Origin of the sequence: Nonomuraea sp. NPDC048916, from assembly GCF_040649575.1 — a bacterium.
In the GTDB taxonomy this organism is placed as follows: Bacteria; Actinomycetota; Actinomycetes; order Streptosporangiales; family Streptosporangiaceae; genus Nonomuraea.
This window is the reverse complement of the sequence record NZ_JBEZFS010000013.1, coordinates 145,343-164,406: the sequence shown is the minus strand read 5'-3', so window position 1 is coordinate 164,406 and position 19,064 is coordinate 145,343. Positions and strand designations below refer to the sequence as shown.

Here is a 19,064-nt window from a genome sequence, read left to right as displayed (position 1 = left end):
GATGACGGCAGAGGGGGAAGCCTCATGGCGAGTGAAGCCATCGACTTCGATCCGTCGGTCGTCGACGCGAGCACCGTGGCCGAGTCGATGCGGACGGACCCCGAGCGGGGGCTGACCGCGGATGAGGCCGCGCGCCGGCTGGCCTCGGCCGGGCCCAACGAGATCACGTCCGCCAGACCGGTGCCGAAATGGCGCAAGTTCGCGGAGCAGTTCCGCGACCCGCTGATCTACCTGCTGTTCGCGGCGATCGTCATCTCGCTCGTGGCCTGGCTCATCGAGGGAGCTTCGGGCTGGCCGTTCGACGCCATCGTCATCAGCGTCATCGTGGTGCTGAACGCGGTCCTCGGCTACTGGCAGCAGGCCAAGGCCGAGCACGCGGTCGAGGCGCTGCGGCGGATGAGCGCCATCACGGCGACCGTGCTGCGCGACGGGGCGCAGTCACGGGTGCCCACCCGCGACCTGGTGCCCGGCGACATCCTGGTGCTGGGCGAGGGCGACACCGTGGCCGCCGACGCGCGACTGCTGTCGGCCGTCACACTGAAGGTGTCGGAGGCCTCGCTCACCGGGGAGAGCGAGGCGGTGCTCAAGGACGCCCGCACGCTGCCCGAGCCGGTGGCGCTCGGCGACCGGCTCGACATGGTGTTCAACGGCACCGCGGTCATCCAGGGGGTCGGGCGGGCGGTGGTGACCGCCACCGGGATGGCCACCCAGATGGGGCAGATCGCCGACCTGCTGCACGCCACCCACGAGGACCCCACCCCGCTGCAGCGGGAGATCGCCCGCGTCGGCCGGATGCTCGGGATCGCGGTGATCGTGATCGCCGTGGTGGTGATCGCCACCATCTTCCTGTTCTTCGGGGTCGACAGCGTCGACGACGTCGTCACGGCCCTTCTCCTCGGGGTCTCGCTCGCCGTGGCCGCCGTGCCGGAGGGGCTGCCCACCATCCTGTCGGTGGTGCTCGCGCTGGGCGTGCAGCGGATGGCCCTGCACAACGCGATCGTCAAGAAGCTCTCCTCGGTCGAGACGCTGGGCTCGGCGTCGGTGGTCTGCTCCGACAAGACCGGCACCCTGACGAAGGGCGAGATGACCATCGGGCGGGTGGTGACCGCGGCGGGCGAGGTCACGGTGACCGGCGCCGGCTACCGGCCCGAGGGCCGGATGGAGCACGACGGGCGGCCGCTGGAGGAAGGGAGCGTCCTGTGGCGTCAGACCGCGTTCGTGCTCGGCGGCGGGAGCCTCGCCAACAACGCCATCCTCCGCGAGGAGGACGGCGAATGGGTGGTCCAGGGCGACCCGACCGAGGCCGCGTTCCTGGTCGCCGAGGTGAAGCTCGGCACGAGTGCCCTGCGCACGTCGAGGTTCCAGCGGGTGGGCGAGATCCCGTTCACCTCCGAGCGCAAGATGATGACCAGCATCGAGGCCGACGCCGAGCGAGCCGGCAAGCTGGCGGTGGTCGCCAAGGGCGCCCCCGACGTGCTGCTCAGGCGCTGCTCCCACGTACGGGTCGGCGACTCGGCCGAGCCGCTGGACGACTCAACGCGGGCCCGCATCGTCGACGACGTCGAACGCCTGTCCGGCGAGGCCTTCCGCACCCTCGGCGTGGCCTACCGGCCGCTGGAGGTGACCGAGCCGCCCGAGATCGACGAGTCACTCGAGGAGAACCTCGTCTACGCGGGCATGGTCGGGATCATCGACCCGCCGCGTCCCGAGGCGGCGACGGCCATCGCCGAGGCGCACCGCGCGGGGGTCCGGGTCATCATGATCACTGGAGACCACCCCCGCACCGCGGCGCGGATCGCCCACGATCTCGGCATCGTCGAGCGGGAGGCGGTCGCCGTGTCAGGGATGGAGCTGGACCGGCTGGACGAGGAGCAATTCCGCGAGATCGTACGGCACAGGTCGGTCTACGCGCGGGTCACCCCGCACGACAAGCTGCGCATCGTCGACGCCCTCCAGGCCGACCACAAGGTGGTGGCCATGACCGGAGACGGCGTGAACGACGCGCCGGCCCTGAAGTCGGCCGACATCGGCATCGCGATGGGCCGCACGGGCACCGAGGTCACCAAGGAAGCGGCGAAGATGATCCTCGCCGACGACAACTTCGCCACCATCGTCCAGGCCATCCGCGAAGGCCGCCACATCTTCCTGAACATCAAGAAGTTCCTGCGCTACCTGCTGTCGTCGAACATGGGCGAGGTGCTGACCGTCTTCCTCGGCGTCGTGCTCGCCGGGGTCATCGGCCTGTCCCACGGAGAGGGCACGATCGTGCTCCCCCTGCTCGCCACCCAGATCTTGTGGATCAACCTGCTGACCGACAGCGCCCCCGCCCTCGCCATGGGCGTGGACACGGAGATCGACGACGTGATGAGCCGCCCGCCGCGTTCGCTGCAGGAGCGGGTCATCGACCATCGGATGTGGGCCGGCGTGATCGTGATCGGCCTGGTCATGGCGGTGGCGACGCTCGTCACCATCGATCTCTACCTGCCGGGCGGCCTCATCGAGGGCTCGCAGTCGCTGGACAACGCGCGGACGGCGGGCTTCACGGTGCTCGTGCTGGCCCAGCTGTTCAACGCCCTCAACGCGCGGTCCGAGACCGGCACCGCCTTCCACGGGCTGTTCGCCAATCCGTGGCTGTGGGGGGCCATCGCGCTGTCGGCGGTGCTGCAGGTCGCCGTGGTCCACCTTCCGTTCCTCAACGAGGCGTTCACGACCTCGCCTCTCTCCCTGGGGCAGTGGCTGGTCTGCGTCGCCATGGCGAGCACGGTGCTCTGGGCCGGCGAGCTCCGGAAGCTGATCCTGCGGCTGACGGGCCAACGGGTGAGCTGATGGCCGTGCGGTCTCTGCCGGCGGGGTGTCAGACCAGGCTGAGGCCGGTGGGCCGCAGGGTGGACAGGACGAAGGAATGGACGAGGCGCATGATCAGCGCCTCAAGGAGCATGAAAGCTGCCTTGGCAAGCACGGAGGCCAAGAACTCGGACATGGGGCACCTCACGGGGATTAATCAGCTTTTACTGCCATATTTCACCACAAAGTGGCCGGGAATATGAGGGGTAAGCAACGACTAGATGAACTGATGACGACTATCCGGCGACGGCCTTCTCGATCAGGCCGGCCACGACGGCCGCCGCCGCGCCGCAACCGAGCCCGATCGCCCAGCCCACCGGGCCCACCGGGCGGCTGCCGAACACCCGGCTGACACCGGGAATCGAGATGATCAGCCCCAGCGCGGCCAGCGACGACAGCGAGGCCAGCAACACCGTCCGATCGCGGTGCCCGAGGGCCAGGGTCTGGAACAGCTGGGCGGCGACCAGGCCGATGAGCCCGACCGTGTCCGCGCGGCCACGGGTGCCGCCGATCCTGGCGAAGGTCCACGCCGCGATCGCCGCCCCGGCGGTGGTGGTGGCGCGCAGGTAGATGTCGCGCGTCAGAGCGGCGCCGAGCGAGGCCTCCGGCCCTTCGGCGAGCAGCTTCTCCGGGCTGGCGGCGCTCGGCGGCCGGACGGCCACCGCCATCGCGGGCAACATGTCGGTGAGCAGGTTGACCAGCAGCAACTGGCGGGCGTTGAGCGCGCTGCGCCTGGTCAGCAGGCTGGACCCGAGCGTGAAGACGATCTCGCCGACGTTGCCGCCGAGCAGGATGCCGAGCGCGTCACGGACCGACCCCCACATGGCCCGGCCCTCGACGATCGCGTCGATGATGGTCTCGATGCGGTCGTCGGCGACGACGATGTCCGCGGCGGACCGGGCGGCGGGGGTCGCCCGGGCTCCGAGGGCGACGCCCACGTCGGCGAGCCGGATCGCCGGCACGTCGTTGGCCCCGTCGCCCGTGACGGCCACGACCTTGCCCGTGCGCCGCAGGACGGTCACGATCCGCGCCTTCTGTTCGGGGGTGGTCCGCGCGAAGACCGCCACCTCCGGCAGCGCCTCGGCGAGCGCGTCGTCGTCGAGCCCGTCGAGCTCGGGACCGGTCATCACCCGCAGCCCGTTGACCGCGTTGATCTCGGCGGCGATGGCCTCGGCCGTGCTGGGATGGTCGCCGGTGACCATGACCACCCGGACGCCGGCCCGCATCAGCTGCTCCACGCTGCGCTTCGCCGTCGGGCGCACCGGATCCGCCAGGCCGAGGAACCCCAGGAAGGACAGCCTCTCGATGCGGGCCTCGTCGAGATCGGCGCGGCTGGAGGCCGGCCGCTCGGCCACGGCGAGCACCCGGTAGCCCTGCCGGGCGAGCCTGTCCACCGCCTGCTCCAGCTCCCGCGCGAGCGTCTCGTCCAGCGGGACCGTCCTGCCGTCCCGGACGATCGACGAGCAGCGGCCGAGCACGACCTCGGGCGCGCCCTTGACGCTCAGCAGATGCCCGGCCCCGGACAGGCCGAGCACCGCGTGATAGCCGCGCGCCGGCTCGAAGTGCAGCTCGTCGACCCGGTGCCACTCCGTCAGGCCCTCCTCGGGAGTGACTCCGAGGCGCTCGGCTCCCTCCACGACGGCGCGATCCGTGGGATGGGCGATGACCCGCCCGCCGCCGAACCGGGGCCCCGCGCGGAGAGCCGCGCCGACGACGCCCTTCAGCCCGGCCTTCACCTCGGCCAGCGGCTGCTCGCTCCACCCGTCGGACACCTGGACCAGGCTGATGTGGCCTTCGGTCAGGGTGCCGGTCTTGTCGAAGCAGAGCACGTCGACCCGGCCCAGCGCCTCGATCGTGGACGGGTTGCGTACCAGGGTGTTGCGCTTCGACAGCCGCTTGGCCGAGGCGAGCTCCGCCACGGTGGCGACGAACGGCAGCCCTTCCGGGACTGCGGCCACCATCATGCTCACCGCGGGGCCGAGCGCTTCGGTCAGCGGCGAGCCGCGGACCAGGTCGATGACCATCAGGACCACACCGGCCCCGACGGCGGTGGGCAGGATCCGGCGGCTCAGCGCGCGAAGCCGCAGCTCCACCCCGCTGAGCGGCGCCTCCTGCCGGGCCAGCCGGGCGGTCCGGCCCGCTTCGGTCAGCTCGCCCGTGGCCACGACCACCGCGAGTCCGTGGCCGGCCGCGACGGTCGTCCCCATGTAGACCATCGAGCTGCGGTCGGCGACGGCCGGCGCCGCGGTCGGCGTCGTCGTCTTGGCCACGAGCTGCGACTCGCCGGTGAGCGTGGACTCGTCCACCTCCAGCCCCGACGACTTGATCACCCTGGCGTCCGCCGGCACGGCGTCGCCGGCCCGCAGCTCGATCACGTCTCCCGGCACGAGGTCGTCGGCCACGGCCTCCACGGTGCCTCCGGGCCGGCGCAGGCGTGTGGTCACCGCGGTGATCTCGGTGAGGCGGAGCAGCGCCCGGTCGGCTCCCCGCCTCTGGACCCCGCCGAGCAGGGCGTCGACGCCCATCACGCCGCCGATCAGGAGCGCGTCCACGGCCGAGCCGACCAGCGCCGACACCCCGGCGGCCGCGCCGAGAACCGGGGTCAGCGGGTTGGCGAGCTCCTCCACGGTCGCGCCGAGCAGGGATTTCGGCCCGAAGTCCGTCACCGGCGCCGGTTTCGTCCGGCGGCTCGACGCCTCCGCCTCCGTCAGCCCGCCGGGCGAGGTCTGGAGCCGGGCCAGGACGTCACGCGCCGCCATCGCGTGCCAGGGCGTGTTGTCGGCGTAGACGGGCGGCGCGCCTCGTCCGGCCGCGCGCCCCGCCCAGTGCCCGGCGACGTAAGCGGCCGCCGACGTGCAGTCACGCACCACCTGGACCCGCCGGATCACCGTGGGCGCGGGGCCGAGGAACGCCAGCCCCGTCCCGACGATCGCCCCCGTCGCCGCCACCCACGCGGCTCGGACGCTCGCCCGGCGGGCCAGCGGGAGGCATCGGAGCAACAGGTGCACTCCGTCGAGCTCACCGACCACATCCGCGTCCCACGGGATCCGCCGCGACGGGCCGAGCACGCCGATCGCCAGATCGGCCTGGGTCAGCCCGCGCCGCGACCGCTGGGACACCAGGGCCACGCCGCGCCCCTCCAACTGCAGCATCCGCACCGACATGACCAGCCGGGATCCGCCCTCGACGACCCGGTCCACGCCGAGCCGGCGGACGAGACCGGCCTCCCCACCGGCCAGGATCACGGTGCAGGAGTCCTTCGGCGCCGCGACGAGGGCCTCGGCCATCGGGTGAAGCTCCCTGGCCAGTCCCACCAGGGCGACCAGCGTGCCCTGATGGGACACCGCGACCGCCCGGACCTCGCGCTCACGCCACCGCGCCGGTTGCGTGGGCCCGTCCGGCGTCTCCTCCCACGGCTCGGCGGTCCACCCGTCGCTCTCGCACCGCGCCGAAGGGTCGGCGAGGTCGAGGAGCGCGTAGAGCCGGGCGTGCAGGTCGTCCAGGTCGACGTCCGGGAGCAGCGTGTGGACGTCGTCGATCGTCCACCCGCCCGTGGTGAGCATGGTGGCGTCGATGACCACCGTGTCGACGCGATCCATGCGCTGCAGGGCGTAGGGATTGAGGACGATCGCGCCGCGTGCCGCGAGGGCGCGCACCAGTCCGCTGGCGAAGGCGTCCCTGCAGAGGCGGGTCGCCTTGGGCAGGCCCGCGATGAGCAGGGACAGCCCTCGCTGGTGGTCGCCGCTCGCCGCCGTGGTAACGGTGTGCGCGGCCAGTGCCGCCGCGCTGGCCAGGTTGGCGTACCGCTCGATGGGCCCGCGGGGAAGCGGAGCGGGGCGCGGGGTCTCGGCGACCGGGATGTGCCGGTAACTTCCGGAGTTGGCGGCCAGTTCCTCCTCACGTTCCGCCCAGGCCCGGGCGCCGGCGCGGGTCGCGAGGTACCGGCCCGTCGCGGCGACGGAGTCCATCAGCATCGTCACGGGCCGTCCGGCCAGGGCGTTGGCGACGATCCGGGTCGTGGCCAGGAGCGTGTCCGCGAGGGGTTTGCCGAGGCGATACTCCACCTCCTGGCGCAGGCGCGGGGTCTCGTCGGCCACCGCGAGCAGGCTGTGCGCCACCACGGGCAGTTTCGGGATGCGCGCGATCAGACCGGTGACCGCCAGCCCGGTGCCGACGATGTTCAGGGCGAGGCTCGCCGCGGCACGGGTCTCCTGCTCCATGCCGTCGAGCACCCGGGCGACACCCGAGGTCCCCTCGCCCTCGTCGTACTCCACGACCATCTCGACGAGCTTGTCCAGGTCGACGGCGGCCGGGTCGCAGGCGACGAACACGCCGCCGAGTGCCCCGTTCACCTCGGCCCGCGCCACGCCCGCCGCGAGCAGCCGCTCCTCGAGGGCGCGCGCCTCCCGCTCGGTGCCCGGCCCGCCGAGGTTACGCAACTCGACGCGGACTCCTCCCGGACATTCCCGTACGTGGCGGGGGCGCGGGACGAGACCGCGCAGTGGTTCCGGAAGGATGTTCAGCAGTTTGCCGGCGGACAGTTGATCGAACACCGCCATGCGGCCTCCTATCGACGGTGTTCTCGTTTCGGATGGGTGCCCCGGGATCAGCCGGTGGTGGACGTCCTTCTCCGGGAGGCCGGGGTCTTGCTCGCCGTGGCAGCGGCCCCGCTCGCGGACGCCCTGGCCTTGCTCGCCGCGGTGGACGCCCTGCTCCGTGACGTCGCGGTCTTGCCCTCGGTGGTCCTGCCCGCCGCGGTCCTGCCGGTGGCGGCCTTGCTCGCCGCGGCCCTGCCCGTGGTCGCCGCAGCCCTGCCCGTGGTCGCCGCGGCCCTGCCTCCGGCGGCCGCGGGCTGACCGGCCGAGGTCCTGCTCGCGGTGTCGGGCGTCGTCGCCGGCTTGCGGATCGGAGGCCTCGGTCCCTCGCTCCGGGAGCGCTGCGCGATGATCGCGCCGGCCCCGATCGCGGCCGCGACGGGCCATTCGAGCACGCCGAACACCGCGAGCGCGCCGAGCGCGCCGTAGTAGGCCAGGCGCTCGGGCGGCGGCATGAACGACCTGGCGATGTCGACGGCCTGGCCCAGCTCCTGCCTGCTGACGTGCGGCATCGTGACGTGAGGCATCGCGGGCGGGCTGACGTGCGGCAACCGGACGTCGGGAGGCCGGAACTGGATCGTCATCATGGGCAGGCCCAGGGTGTACTGCTTGGCGTGCCCGTTCTTCTCGGACGCGGGCCGCTCTTGAGACGGGCGCGTCTTGGTTTCCGCCATGGCTCCTCCTCCAGCGCTCCATCCCTGACCAGGGCCAAGGACGGAGAGATCCGCGGCAAGCGACTCTCCGTATGTCTCTTTCCTGCTCTCGTCTCGCTATTCCGGACAGAAGGTATTAGGCGTTCTCGGTGGCCCTATAAATCGATCTACGGAGTCACTTGCGCGACAGCAGGCGTCCCTGGAACATCGGGTGCTTGGTCTCCCAGTAGCGCCAGCCCTCCACCCTCGCCGGAATGTTGGCGATTCCGGCGGTGACCCTGACCTTGCGGCAGTTGTCGAGCTGCTGCCACGCCGACCAGCCGACGCGGTAGCCGAAGACGCGGTACCACATGTTGCCGTACATGCCCTTGCTGATCTTCTGCGTGTAGTCGTGGCCGATGAAGACCATGTGCCGCACCTCGAGATGGGGGAGCAGCATTTGGCGCAGTTGTTTGACGACATCGTCGATGGTCACCGACTTCAGCTTCTCGTTCTCGGTCTCGATGAAGGCGCGCACCTCGTGCTCCCGCGTGACCGAGACCGTCATCTGGCCACCCGGGCCGTCGATGAAGCGGGTGCGGGGGATGAAGAAGTTCCTCGGCTGGAGGGAACGGACCCTGAAGAAGACGTGCGGCGCGCATGCCACATCTCGGACCCTGCCGACCGCCTTGGACTTCTTCTTGATGTCGGTCGGTGTCTCGTCGTCGGGGGGTGAGGCCGCGGCCGGCATGGCGAGGGACACCGACAGCGAGCCCGCCACGGTCAACATCGCCAGCCCCCTGATCGACCGGTTGCTCGCCGGGCGGGCGCGCGGGGCCGGAGCGTTGGTTCGGCGACTGAGTGTGGACATGGAAGCACCGTTCCTTTCGGAACGCGGCCCGTGGCCGCGACTAACCACTGGCCGGACATGCAGCCCACGCCTGCCCGCCAGGCGAACCTGGCGTGATGGTTCAGATGCTTACAGTCACCCCATGACGCCTCACGACGCCACACCGACACAGACTTCCCCGAACAGGAAAAGGCTCCGGAAAGGGTCAGACGGCCGGCCGCCCTTCCGGTACGGAAACCAGGGGCGTGAGCCAGGTCACCGTCCAGCCATATTGACCTTAATTAAAAGGATGGAGATCCTTTAAATATTGAGAGAGGAGAGACGGTGACCTATGTGATCGCGGAGCCGTGCGTGGACGTCGTGGACCGGGCGTGCGTCGAGGAATGCCCGGTCGACTGCATCTACGAGGGCGCCCGGGCCCTGTACATCCACCCGGACGAGTGCGTCGACTGCGGTGCCTGCGAGCCGGTCTGCCCGGTCGAGGCGATCTACTACGAGGACGACCTGCCCGAGCGGTGGACCATGTTCACCGCCGACAACGCGGCGTTCTTCACCGAAACGCTGCCCGGCCGCGACGGGCCGCTGGGCTCACCCGGCGGGGCGACCAAGCTAGGGCGCCTCGGGGTCGACACCCCGCTCGTGGCCGGATACCCGGCGGCGCCGTGAACGGCCACGACCGGGCCCGGGCCCACGAGGTGCTGTCGGTGCCCAGCCGGGTGGAGATCCTCGACCGGCTGCGCGGCTCCACCGAACCGCTCGACGCCCACCGCCTGGCCGACCTGGTCGGCCTGCACGTCACCACGGTCCGCTTCCACCTGTCGGCGCTGGCCGAGGCCGGGCTGGTCACCGAGACCCACCGGCGCGGCGGCGGCCGCGGCCGGCCCCGGGCCGTCTACACGGCCACCTGGGCGGCCGAACCCGACCACGGCCCCTACCAGGAACTCGCCGAGGCGCTCGCCGCCGGGCTCGACGACTCCCCCGAGAGCCGCGCCGAACGCGCCGAGCAGGCGGGCGTCGCCTGGGCCCACCGCCGCCTCGGCCCGCCGCCCGGCCATGGATCCGGCCCGGCGGCCTTCCACGGATCCGGCCCGGCGGCCTTCCACGGATCCGGCCCGGCGGCCGACGCGTCAGCGGTGGTCACCGCCATGTTCACCGAGATGGGGTTCGATCCCGAGCGCACCTCCGACGGGCGGATCCTGTTGCACGCCTGCCCGTTCCGCTCCAGCGCCCGGGCCCATCCCGAGGTGGTCTGCGGCGCGCATCGGGGTCTGCTCCGCGCGACCTTCGCCCGCCTCGATCCGCATGCCCCGCCGCCCGGCCTGCACGCCTTCGTACGTCCAGACCTGTGCGTCGTCACCGGCCTCGGCCCTGCCACCGAGCAGCGCTGATGCCCCGCCCCGGGCGTCGCTTACGTCGCCCGCGTCGCCCGCGTCCGCTTACGTTGCCCGCATCGCCCGCGTCGCCCCGCGTCCGCTTGCGTCGCCCGCATCGCCCGCGTCGCCCCGCGTCCGCTTGCGTCGCCCCGCGTCGCCTCGCGTCGCCTCGCGTCGCCTCGCTCGGCCGAGTACGAGAGGAACGGATCATGAAGGCCCAGTCCACCTTGAGCGCGGAACACGCCCAGTTGCTGTCGCAGGTCACCGAGCGGGTCGACGACGTGCTCGACGTCACGGCCTGCGACCGATGGCCCGGCCGGGAGCTGAACGCGCTGGCCGGCTATCTCCGCGCCGAGCTGATCAGGCAGGTCAGCGACGAGGAACGGCTGCTGTTCCCGGCCCACGAGGCGGTGCCCGAGCTGTCCCGGCTGGCCCGCGACCACGCCCGGCTGCGCGCCTGCGTCGACGTGGTGACCGGCACGGCCCGTGGTGACGGTCCTCGCTCGCCGGCCCGGGTCGCGGTGATCGTCCGCGACCTGCTCACGCAGCTCGACCGCCACTTCACCGCCGAGGAGGCGGCGCTGGCCGGCACCGGCCGGCCGGCCAGCTCGACCACGTCCCTCGGCGGCCACGCGCACCGCTGGTACTCCCTCACCGAGGGGCCGGTGATCGACCTGGACGCGCTGCCGGTCGACCGGATGATCGACGCGGTCCGGGACCGGCTCTACCGGCTGCGTCACGGTGAGCGGCTCGACCTGTGCTCGCGCCGCGACCCCGAGCTGCTCTGCCGCCGGCTGGCGGCGACCGAACGCGACTACGGCTTCGCCTACCTGGCGGCAGGGCCGGACCGGTGGCGGGTACGCGTGACCTACCGCCTCGAGAAGTGACCCCGGAGGTCCGCATGGCCGTCACCGAACATGTCACGCCCGCCGCCCTGTCCCCGGCCCCGAAGGGCCGGCTGCTGGTGTCGTGGCTGTCGACCACCGACCACAAGGTCATCGGCTATCTCTACCTGATCACCTCGTTCGGGTTCTTCCTGATCGGCGGGGTGATGGCCATGGTCATCAGGGCCGAGCTGGCCCAGCCCGGAATGCAGCTGGTCGACAACGACCAGTACAACCAGCTCTTCACCATGCACGGCGCGATCATGCTGCTGCTGTTCGCCACCCCGCTGTTCGCCGGGTTCACCAACGTGATCATGCCGCTGCAGATCGGCGCCCCGGACGTCGCCTTCCCCCGGCTCAACATGGTCAGCTACTGGTTGTTCCTGTTCGGCGGGCTGATCGCGGTCAGCGGGTTCCTCACCCCGGGCGGCGCGGCTGCCTTCGGCTGGTTCGCCTACACGCCGCTGTCGACCGCGGCCTTCTCACCGGGCATCGGCGGCGACCTGTGGATCATGGGGCTGAGCCTGGCCGGTGTGGGCACGATCCTCGGCGCCGTCAACTTCATCACCACGGTCATCGGGATGCGGGCGCCCGGCATGACGATGTTCCGGATGCCGGTCTTCACCTGGAACGTGCTGCTGACCTCGATGATGGTGCTGATGGCCTTCCCGGTGCTGGCCGCCGCGCTGCTGGCGCTGGAGGCCGACCGCAAGCTCGGCACCCACATCTACGACGCGAGCAGCGGCGGCGCGATGCTCTGGCAGCATCTGTTCTGGTTCTTCGGGCATCCCGAGGTCTACATCATCGCGCTGCCGTTCTTCGGCATCATCACCGAGGTCATCCCGGTCTTCAGCCGCAAGCCGCTCTTCGGCTATCTCGGGCTGGTCGGGGCCACGTTCGCCATCGCGGGCCTGTCGATGACCGTCTGGGCCCACCACATGTTCGGCACCGGGCAGGTGCTGCTGCCGTTCTTCTCGTTCATGAGCTTCCTCATCGCGGTGCCCACGGGCGTGAAGTTCTTCAACTGGATCGGGACCATGTGGCGGGGCCATCTCAGCTTCGAGACGCCCATGCTCTTCTCGCTGGGCTTCCTGGTGACGTTCCTGTTCGGCGGGCTCACCGGGGTGATCCTGGCCTCGCCGCCGCTCGACTTCCACGTCACCGACACCTATTTCGTGGTGGCCCACTTCCATTACGTGGTGTTCGGGACCGTGGTGTTCGCGATGTTCGCCGGGTTCTACTTCTGGTGGCCGAAGATGACCGGCAAGCTGCTGGACGAGACGTGGGGGAAGGTGCATTTCTGGACGCTGTTCGTCGGCTTCCACACCACGTTCCTGGTCCAGCACTGGCTCGGCATGCTCGGCATGCCCCGCCGCTACGCCGACTACAGCCCGGGCGACGGGTTCACCACGCTGAACGAGATCTCGTCCGTGGGCGCGTTCCTGCTCGGCGCCTCGACGCTGCCGTTCCTCTACAACGTGTGGAAGACGGCGCGCAACGGGCGCAAGGTGCTGCTGGACGACCCGTGGGGGTTCGGCAACTCGCTGGAGTGGGCCACGTCCTGCCCGCCGCCCCGGCACAACTTCACCGCCATCCCGCGCATCAGGTCCGAGCGGCCCGCCTTCGACCTGCACCATCCGCACACCGCGCGGGACAGCGCATCGGACACCGCATCGGACACCGCATCGGACACCGCATCGGACACCGCATCGGACACCGCATCGGACACCGCATCGGACACCGCATCGGACAGCGCGCCGGACACCGTCCGGAAGTCCGCGACCTGATCGCCCGGGCGCGGGCGGCCGCTCAGTTCTGGCGGTCGTCCGCGCCGAAGCGCTGCGATCTGCCGAGCCAGGCCAGCACCGCCCCCGTGGCGAACACGAGCCCGCCGATCAGCGATCCCGACGCGAGCATGAGCAGGCTGAGCACCACCGAGAGGACCATGGCGACCGTGTAGACGATCCAGTGGGAGTCGCGCGGCGGCCGTTCGAAGGTTCGGACCAGGTCGGGATCCTCGGCCGACAGGTGCTCCTGGATCTCGCGCAGCGCCTCGCGTTCGCGGTCATTGAGCATGACCCACCTCCTGGGGGCGGCACCCGGTCTCTCTTTGACCTGCCCGGGTACGCATATGTATCGTAACACGATATATATTTGAAATATAGTGACGAATATGGCCACTTCCGGACAGACGATGGAAGACGAGCGGATGGAACCAGAACCTCTAACGAAGCAGGACTACGAGGCGCTGGCTCGCTTCCGTTTCGGCATCCGCAGATACCTGCGCTTCAGCGAGGAGACCGTGCGCCGGGCCGGCCTCACCCCGCAGCAGTACCAGTTGCTCCTGGCCCTCAAAGGCTTCCCCGGCCGCGACTGGGCGTTCGTCCGCGAGCTGGCCGAGCGTCTCCAGTTGCGCCACCACAGCGTGGTCGAGCTGGTCAACCGCGCACAGGCCCAGGATCTGGTGCGGCGAGCGGCGCATCCCGGTGACGCCCGCGCCGTCCGCGTGCTTCTGACCTCGGCGGGCGAGCGGGTCATGACCCACCTCGGCGCGCTGCACCGGGACGAGCTGCGACGCCTCGGTCCCGGCATCCTGCCGCCCACCTGGGAACTCACGCCGAGCGAGAGCGACCCCCCGGAGACCCATACGTAGATCGCCCGATGCGCGACATGCCCGATGTGCCTACCCTCGGCCAGATCCGGCGCCGTCCGAGAAGGTGGGCCCATGCGCATGCTGACCGTGTTCGTCTCCACCGTCCTGCTGGCCACGACGCTGACGGCTCCCGTCTCGGCCGGGGTGAAACCCGCCGCCGGCACCACGGACGTCGTCTTCCAGCGGGCCGACTTCGCCTCCGGCACCTCCGAGGGCACGACGGCCGACGACGGCCTGTCGTTCGCCACCCCGGCCGGCACCACCTCCTACACCGACGCGCTCGGCACCCGGCTGTGGGAGTACGCCCGCTGGACCGGCCCCGAACGGCCGGTCGGCTTCCCGGCCACCGAGCTGATCGCCTCCTGGACGGCCGACGTGCCACCGGGAAGCTGGCTGCAGGTCGAGACGCGCGCTCGCAACACGGTCGGGCTGACCAAGTGGTACGTGCTCGGTCGCTGGGCCTACGAGGAGCAGGACATCCGCCGCACGTCGGTGCCCGGGCAGGGCGACGCCGACGCCACCGTGGCGGTGGACACGCTGGTCGCGGCGGCGGGCAGGCGCATCGAGGCCTACCAGCTCCGCCTCACGCTCTATCGCGAGCCGGGCTCCACCGTCCGGCCGCGCGTCCGGACCCTCGGCGCGATGGCCTCGAACGTGCCCGAGCGCAAGACAGTCCCGGTCAGCCCCGGCGGCGGCGCGTGGGGCACCGAGCTGGCCGTGCCCCGCCGTTCGCAGAACGTGCACCGGGGCCACTACCCGGAATGGGACGGCGGCGGCCAGGCCTGGTGCAGCCCGACGTCCACGACCATGGTCCTCGGCTACTGGGGCCGGTGGCCGAGCGCCCAGGACACCTCCTGGGTCGACCCGTCCGACCCCGATCCGGAGGTCGACCACGCCGCCCGCTTCACCTATGACCACGCCTACGAGGGCGCGGGCAACTGGCCGTTCAACACCGCCTACGCCGGTCGTTACGGGCTGGACGGCTTCGTCACCCGGCTGCGCTCGCTCACGGAGCTGGAGCGCCTGATCGCCGCGGGCATCCCGGTGATCACCTCGCAGTCGTTCAAGAAGAACGAGCTGCCGGGCGCGGGATACGGCACCGACGGGCACATCATGGTGGTCGTCGGTTTCACCTCGACCGGTGACGTGATCGCCAACGACCCGGCCTCCTCCAGCAACGCCACCGTCCGCCGGGTCTACCCGCGGGCCGACTTCGAGAACGTCTGGCTCCGCAGCTCCAGCAGCGGCGGCGTCGTCTACGTCATCCACCCTCCGGGCCGCGCCCTGCCCGCGTCCACGCCGGGCCTGCCCGCCAACTGGTGATGCCGGCCGCGTCGCCGGTTACCGTGTGGGATCGAACTCCCGCAGGGCCGCGGGCTGCTTGCCGGTCGTGATCTGCTCGGCGAGCATCCGCCCGGTGGCCGGGCCGTGGGTGAACCCCCACATGCCGTGCCCGCCGGCGACGTACACGCCGGGGGCATGGGTCGCGCCGATGAGCGGCCGCCCGTCGGGGGTGACGGGGCGGGGGCCGACCCAGGTGTCGGTGCGCTCCTCCCAGGAGACGCCGCTGAGCAGCGGCTTCGCGGACGCGATGATCGCGTCGACGCGCCGCTGGTACAGCGGGGCGTCGGCGTCGCGGAACTCCATCGTGCCCGCCACCCGCAGCTTGCCCTGGTACGGCGTGCAGGCCACCCGTACGGCCGGCAGGTAGATCGGCCCGGGCACGGGCTGGTCGGTGGGCACGGTGAACGAGTAACCACGGCCGGCGCGCACCGGGACCCGGACGCCCCACGCCTTGCCGAGCTGGTTGAGCCAGGCGCCGGTGGCCACGACGACGGCGTCGGCCGTGACGGACTCGCCTGTGTCCGACCGGACGGTGAGCCCGCCGGTCCCTTCGCTCACGCCGGTCACCCGGAAGCCGGACCTGATCGTGGCGCCGCGGTCGGTGACGGCACGGGCCAGCGAGTGGGTGAACTCGCCGGGGTCGACGTAGCGCTGGCCGTCCAGCCGGATCCCGGCCGTGGCCCGCGCGGAGAGCTGCGGCAGCTGGGCGCGGAGCTCGTCGCCCTCGAACGCGGTGTACTGGATCTCCAGCCCGGAGTCGTTGATGCGCCGCAGCTCGTGCAGGAGCGCGACGGCCTGGCGCGTGTTCTGGAACGCGGCCATGATCGGGGCCTCGTGCGTGGGGGCCTCGACGCCGTTGGCGGTGAGCACGTCGAACGCTTCCAGGCACTCCTCGTTGAAGGGCAGGTTGGCGCGTACGGCGCGGCCCCAGTCCTTCCAGTTGCAGTGCAGGGCGAACTTGGCGAGGAAGGACCACAGCCCCACGTCGGGGGTGGCGGGCACGTGCAGCGGGGCGTCCCGGTCGAGCAGGGAGCGCAGGCCGTAGCGCAGGACGCCGGGCTCGTTCAGCGGGATGGCCAGCCCCGGGGACAGCCAGCCCGCGTTGCCCCAGGACGCGCCCGAGGCGACGCCGTCCCTGTCGACCACGGTGACGTCCACACCGCGTTCCTGCAGGAACCAGGCGGTGGACAGGCCCACCACACCGGCGCCGACGACCACTGCCGTACGCGGCCCACCGTCGATGCTCATTGCCACTCCGCTCTCACATATCCGTGTAGGACCGAGCATCACCCGTACGGAGCGAAAATGTGCTGTACATCTCGGACAAGCACTAAAGCGGCTTTTGTTCGGGCGCGACAATCACCTGCCCTGGTCGACCGCCAGTGCGATGATCATGGCCAGCCGCTTCTCCGGCAGGTCGAGCCGCAGGTTGGTGATCGCGGCCATCTTCCGCAGCCGGTATCTGACCGTGTTGGGATGGACGCCGAGGCGGCCTGCGGCGACGGCCAGATCCCCCTGCGCGTCGAGCCAGGCGCGCAGCGTCTCGATGTAGCGGGTGCCGTGCTCCGCGTCGTGCCGGGTCAGCTCGGCGACCGGCCCCCGGGCGGGGGTCCGCCCCGCCGAGGCGGCCGCGCGCAGCCGCTGCAGCAGGATCTCGTCCCAGGAATCGTCGTAGACGACCGCCGGACCACCCCCGGGCCGGGACGCCCGCAGCGCGAGGCTCTCGTCGGCCTCCTGCCTGCTCGCCGGCAGCTGGGCGGGCGTCGCCTGGCCGCCCACCCCGGCGAGCACGGTGACCCGCCGCGGCAGCACGTTCACGATGGCGGCGACCCAGTCGAGGGCGGTCGTGACGTCGCCGCCCGAGGGCAGCACCGTGTAGAGCGTGTTGCCGAACAACGTGCTCCGGCCGGGCCGCGACCAGCCGAAACCCGTGGTCGCGCGCTCGAAGGCGAGCAGGATCGCGGCGTGCCTCTCCTCGGCGATGTGCGCCTGGAGCGCGATCACTCGGAACTGCCCGCCCGGCAGCCCCAACCGGCTGATCACCGCCGAGACGTCGGCCGTGCCCTCCAGCAGCTGGATGACCAGGTCGGACTCCACCCGCCGCTCCAGGTCGGCGCTGACCCGGGAACGCAGCAGGTGCAACGCGACCGCCCGCGCCCCGTCGCCGAGGACGGTCCGCGCCGGGCCGGTCAGCGGCTGCTCGCACTCCACCCAGATCGACCCCAGCAGGTCGCGCCCCGCCCGTACGGCGACCACCATGCGACCGCGCAGCCCGTGGGCCGGGGAGGGCTCGACGAACAGCGGCTCGTCGGAGGTCGCCAGGTGCGCGAACACGCCCTTGCTCTCCAGCAGGCCGCGCATGGCGTCGGGCACCCGCCTGCCCAGGATCGTCTCCAGGCGCACCGGGTCGGCGGTCTGCTGCGAGCCCGAGTAGGCGAGCACCCGCGACATCTGGTCCTCGATCGTCACCGGGTAGCCGAGCTCGGCGGCGAGCGAGTCGGCGAACGCGAACAGATCGGTCGGCCCCCGCCCGGCCTCGGTCTCGCGCCCTTCGAGCACCAGCCCGTACACCACGCCGAAGAGCTGGCTCCAGGACACCGCGGGGTCCACGAGCAGCACGGCGATCCCGCCGTCACGCGCCTCGGCCAGCGCGGCCTCGTCCATCGGCGCGCTCTCGCGCACCAGCACCGCGGCCGCCCGCGCGGCCCGCGCCAGCCGCACGGCCTCGGCCGCGGACTCCACGCCGACGGACAGGAACACGTCGCCCGTCGCCGGTCGGGGGTCGGTCGGGTCGTGCACCACCACGCTGCGCAGCTCCACGTCACGCGACGCGGGAGCGCTCAGCAACCTCGCCCCGTAACCCCCGAGAACGTTGACCAGCCGATCCAGTCTCAGCATCCGCCGCGCTCACCTGCCCCGTCGTCGCGCCGCATCCGCGCAGCGTACACGCGACGACAGGCAGAATGCCGCCCGACGCTCGCCGGGCGGCCCCGCTCCTCCGCCCCGCTCGTGGGCCCTGCTCGTGGGCCCTGCTCGTGGGCCCTGCTCGTGGGCCCTGCTCGTGGGCCCTGCTCCTCGGCCCCGCTCGTGGGCCCTGCTCCTCGGCCCCGCTCGTGGGCCCTGCTCGTGGGCCCTGCTCCTCGGCCCCGCTCGTGGGCGCGGCTCGTGGGCGCGGCTCGTGGGCGCCGCTCCCCAGCACGACTCCTGGGCCGCGGCTCCTCAGTGCGTGTTCGCCGCCTTCTGGACGGCCGCGTCCAGTTGCGGGACGACCCGGTCGTACCATGCGTCCAGCACCTCGGCCAGCCGCGGAAGGTCGGACTCGACCAGCGCGAGGCCGGGTGTCGGCACGCCGGCGCCCAGCTCCACCAGCAGCGGCCGAAAGTGCACCTCGACCGCCAGGGCGTGCCGGGGGTCGCCCATGACCAGCAGGGGCAGCGCCACCGTGCCCGCCAGCGCGTCCGGCCGCAGCCGGTCGAGGAACGCCTTGAGCAGTCCGGTGTAGGTGCCCTTGTAGGTCGGGCTGGCGACCACGAGCAGGTCCGCCCCCGCGACCAGTTCGAGCGCCACCTCCACCGCCGGCGACGGCGTGGCCGCGAGCAGGTGCGGGCCGAGCGCCGACAGGTCGATCAGCTCGGGGGCGGCGGCATGGCCGAGACGCCGGCCGAGGGTCTCGGCCGCCTCCACGGCCACGGCCAGGGTCCTGGACCCGCTCCTGGGATTGCCGACCAACGCCACGATGCCGCCCACCGGGCCACTCGCCGGGCCACTCACCGGACCACCAACCCCGCCACTCGCCGGGCCACTCACCGGACCACCAACCCCGCCACTCGCCGGGCCACTCACCGGACCACCAACCCCGCCACTCGCCGGGCCACTCACCGGACCAACC

The 19,064-nt window shown here is 71.7% G+C and carries 15 protein-coding genes; 7 read left to right on the top strand and 8 right to left on the bottom strand.

The annotated features are described in order from the left end of the window. Positions 1–24: 24 nt before the first annotated feature. The gene (locus AB0C16_RS16460; RefSeq protein WP_357683422.1) at positions 25–2,826 is read left to right on the top strand and encodes a cation-translocating P-type ATPase; all 2,802 of its coding nucleotides are present in this window, start codon (positions 25–27) and stop codon (positions 2,824–2,826) included. Positions 2,827–2,854: 28 nt separating this feature from the next. On the opposite strand, the gene AB0C16_RS16455 is transcribed toward AB0C16_RS16460, so the two are convergent. The 4 genes from AB0C16_RS16455 to AB0C16_RS16440 all read right to left on the bottom strand — a co-directional run bounded on the left by AB0C16_RS16455 (position 2,855) and on the right by AB0C16_RS16440 (position 8,942). Next, on the bottom strand, positions 2,855–2,980 hold the full coding sequence (locus AB0C16_RS16455; RefSeq protein ID WP_357683420.1) for a hypothetical protein: 126 nt from the start codon (positions 2,978–2,980) through the stop codon (positions 2,855–2,857). A gap of 100 nt (positions 2,981–3,080) precedes the next feature. After that, positions 3,081–7,403, bottom strand: a complete 4,323-nt coding sequence (locus AB0C16_RS16450; protein WP_357683418.1) for an HAD-IC family P-type ATPase — start codon at positions 7,401–7,403, stop codon at positions 3,081–3,083. A gap of 47 nt (positions 7,404–7,450) precedes the next feature. Continuing rightward, on the bottom strand, positions 7,451–8,113 hold the full coding sequence (locus AB0C16_RS16445; protein ID WP_357683416.1) for a hypothetical protein: 663 nt from the start codon (positions 8,111–8,113) through the stop codon (positions 7,451–7,453). 154 nt (positions 8,114–8,267) lie between these two features. Next, entirely contained in the window at positions 8,268–8,942 is a 675-nt protein-coding gene (locus AB0C16_RS16440; protein WP_357683413.1) for a hypothetical protein, read from the bottom strand. A gap of 303 nt (positions 8,943–9,245) precedes the next feature. On the opposite strand from AB0C16_RS16440, the gene fdxA reads away from it, so the two are divergent. From fdxA to ctaD, 4 genes are all read left to right on the top strand, one after another. Beyond that, positions 9,246–9,587 carry a ferredoxin gene (gene fdxA / locus AB0C16_RS16435; protein WP_357683410.1) on the top strand — a complete coding sequence of 114 codons (342 nt, stop codon included), beginning with the start codon at positions 9,246–9,248 and terminating at the stop codon, positions 9,585–9,587. Beyond that, positions 9,584–10,309 carry a helix-turn-helix domain-containing protein gene (locus AB0C16_RS16430; RefSeq protein ID WP_357683407.1) on the top strand — a complete coding sequence of 242 codons (726 nt, stop codon included), beginning with the start codon at positions 9,584–9,586 and terminating at the stop codon, positions 10,307–10,309. The genes fdxA and AB0C16_RS16430 overlap by 4 nt, the downstream gene beginning before the upstream one ends. 194 nt (positions 10,310–10,503) lie before the next feature. Beyond that, positions 10,504–11,181 carry a hemerythrin domain-containing protein gene (locus AB0C16_RS16425; protein ID WP_357683405.1) on the top strand — a complete coding sequence of 226 codons (678 nt, stop codon included), beginning with the start codon at positions 10,504–10,506 and terminating at the stop codon, positions 11,179–11,181. Positions 11,182–11,195: 14 nt separating this feature from the next. After that, positions 11,196–12,965 (top strand): cytochrome c oxidase subunit I, encoded by a 1,770-nt coding sequence (ctaD, locus tag AB0C16_RS16420; protein ID WP_357683402.1) that lies wholly within the window; start codon positions 11,196–11,198, stop codon positions 12,963–12,965. A 22-nt stretch (positions 12,966–12,987) separates the two neighbouring features. Here ctaD and AB0C16_RS16415 read toward each other — a convergent pair whose 3' ends face one another. Beyond that, a complete protein-coding gene (locus AB0C16_RS16415) occupies positions 12,988–13,254 on the bottom strand; it encodes a DUF3040 domain-containing protein (RefSeq protein ID WP_357683399.1) in 267 nt (88 codons plus the stop codon). 97 nt (positions 13,255–13,351) lie between these two features. Here AB0C16_RS16415 and AB0C16_RS16410 point away from each other — a divergent pair, with 97 nt between their 5' ends. Together AB0C16_RS16410 and AB0C16_RS16405 are read left to right on the top strand one after the other, a co-directional pair. Continuing rightward, positions 13,352–13,831, top strand: a complete 480-nt coding sequence (locus AB0C16_RS16410) for a helix-turn-helix domain-containing protein (protein ID WP_357683397.1) — start codon at positions 13,352–13,354, stop codon at positions 13,829–13,831. Between the two features lie 72 nt (positions 13,832–13,903). Next, complete coding sequence (locus AB0C16_RS16405) at positions 13,904–15,154, top strand: C39 family peptidase (RefSeq protein WP_357683395.1); 1,251 nt, start codon at positions 13,904–13,906, stop codon at positions 15,152–15,154. 18 nt (positions 15,155–15,172) lie between these two features. Here AB0C16_RS16405 and AB0C16_RS16400 read toward each other — a convergent pair whose 3' ends face one another. From AB0C16_RS16400 to AB0C16_RS16390, 3 genes are all read right to left on the bottom strand, one after another. Continuing rightward, a complete protein-coding gene (locus tag AB0C16_RS16400) occupies positions 15,173–16,423 on the bottom strand; it encodes an FAD-dependent oxidoreductase (RefSeq protein ID WP_357683392.1) in 1,251 nt (416 codons plus the stop codon). A gap of 111 nt (positions 16,424–16,534) precedes the next feature. Beyond that, a complete protein-coding gene (locus AB0C16_RS16395) occupies positions 16,535–18,073 on the bottom strand; it encodes a helix-turn-helix domain-containing protein (RefSeq protein WP_357683391.1) in 1,539 nt (512 codons plus the stop codon). A gap of 321 nt (positions 18,074–18,394) precedes the next feature. Then, positions 18,395–18,946, bottom strand: a complete 552-nt coding sequence (locus AB0C16_RS16390; protein ID WP_357683388.1) for an NAD(P)H-dependent oxidoreductase — start codon at positions 18,944–18,946, stop codon at positions 18,395–18,397. Positions 18,947–19,064: the final 118 nt, after the last annotated feature.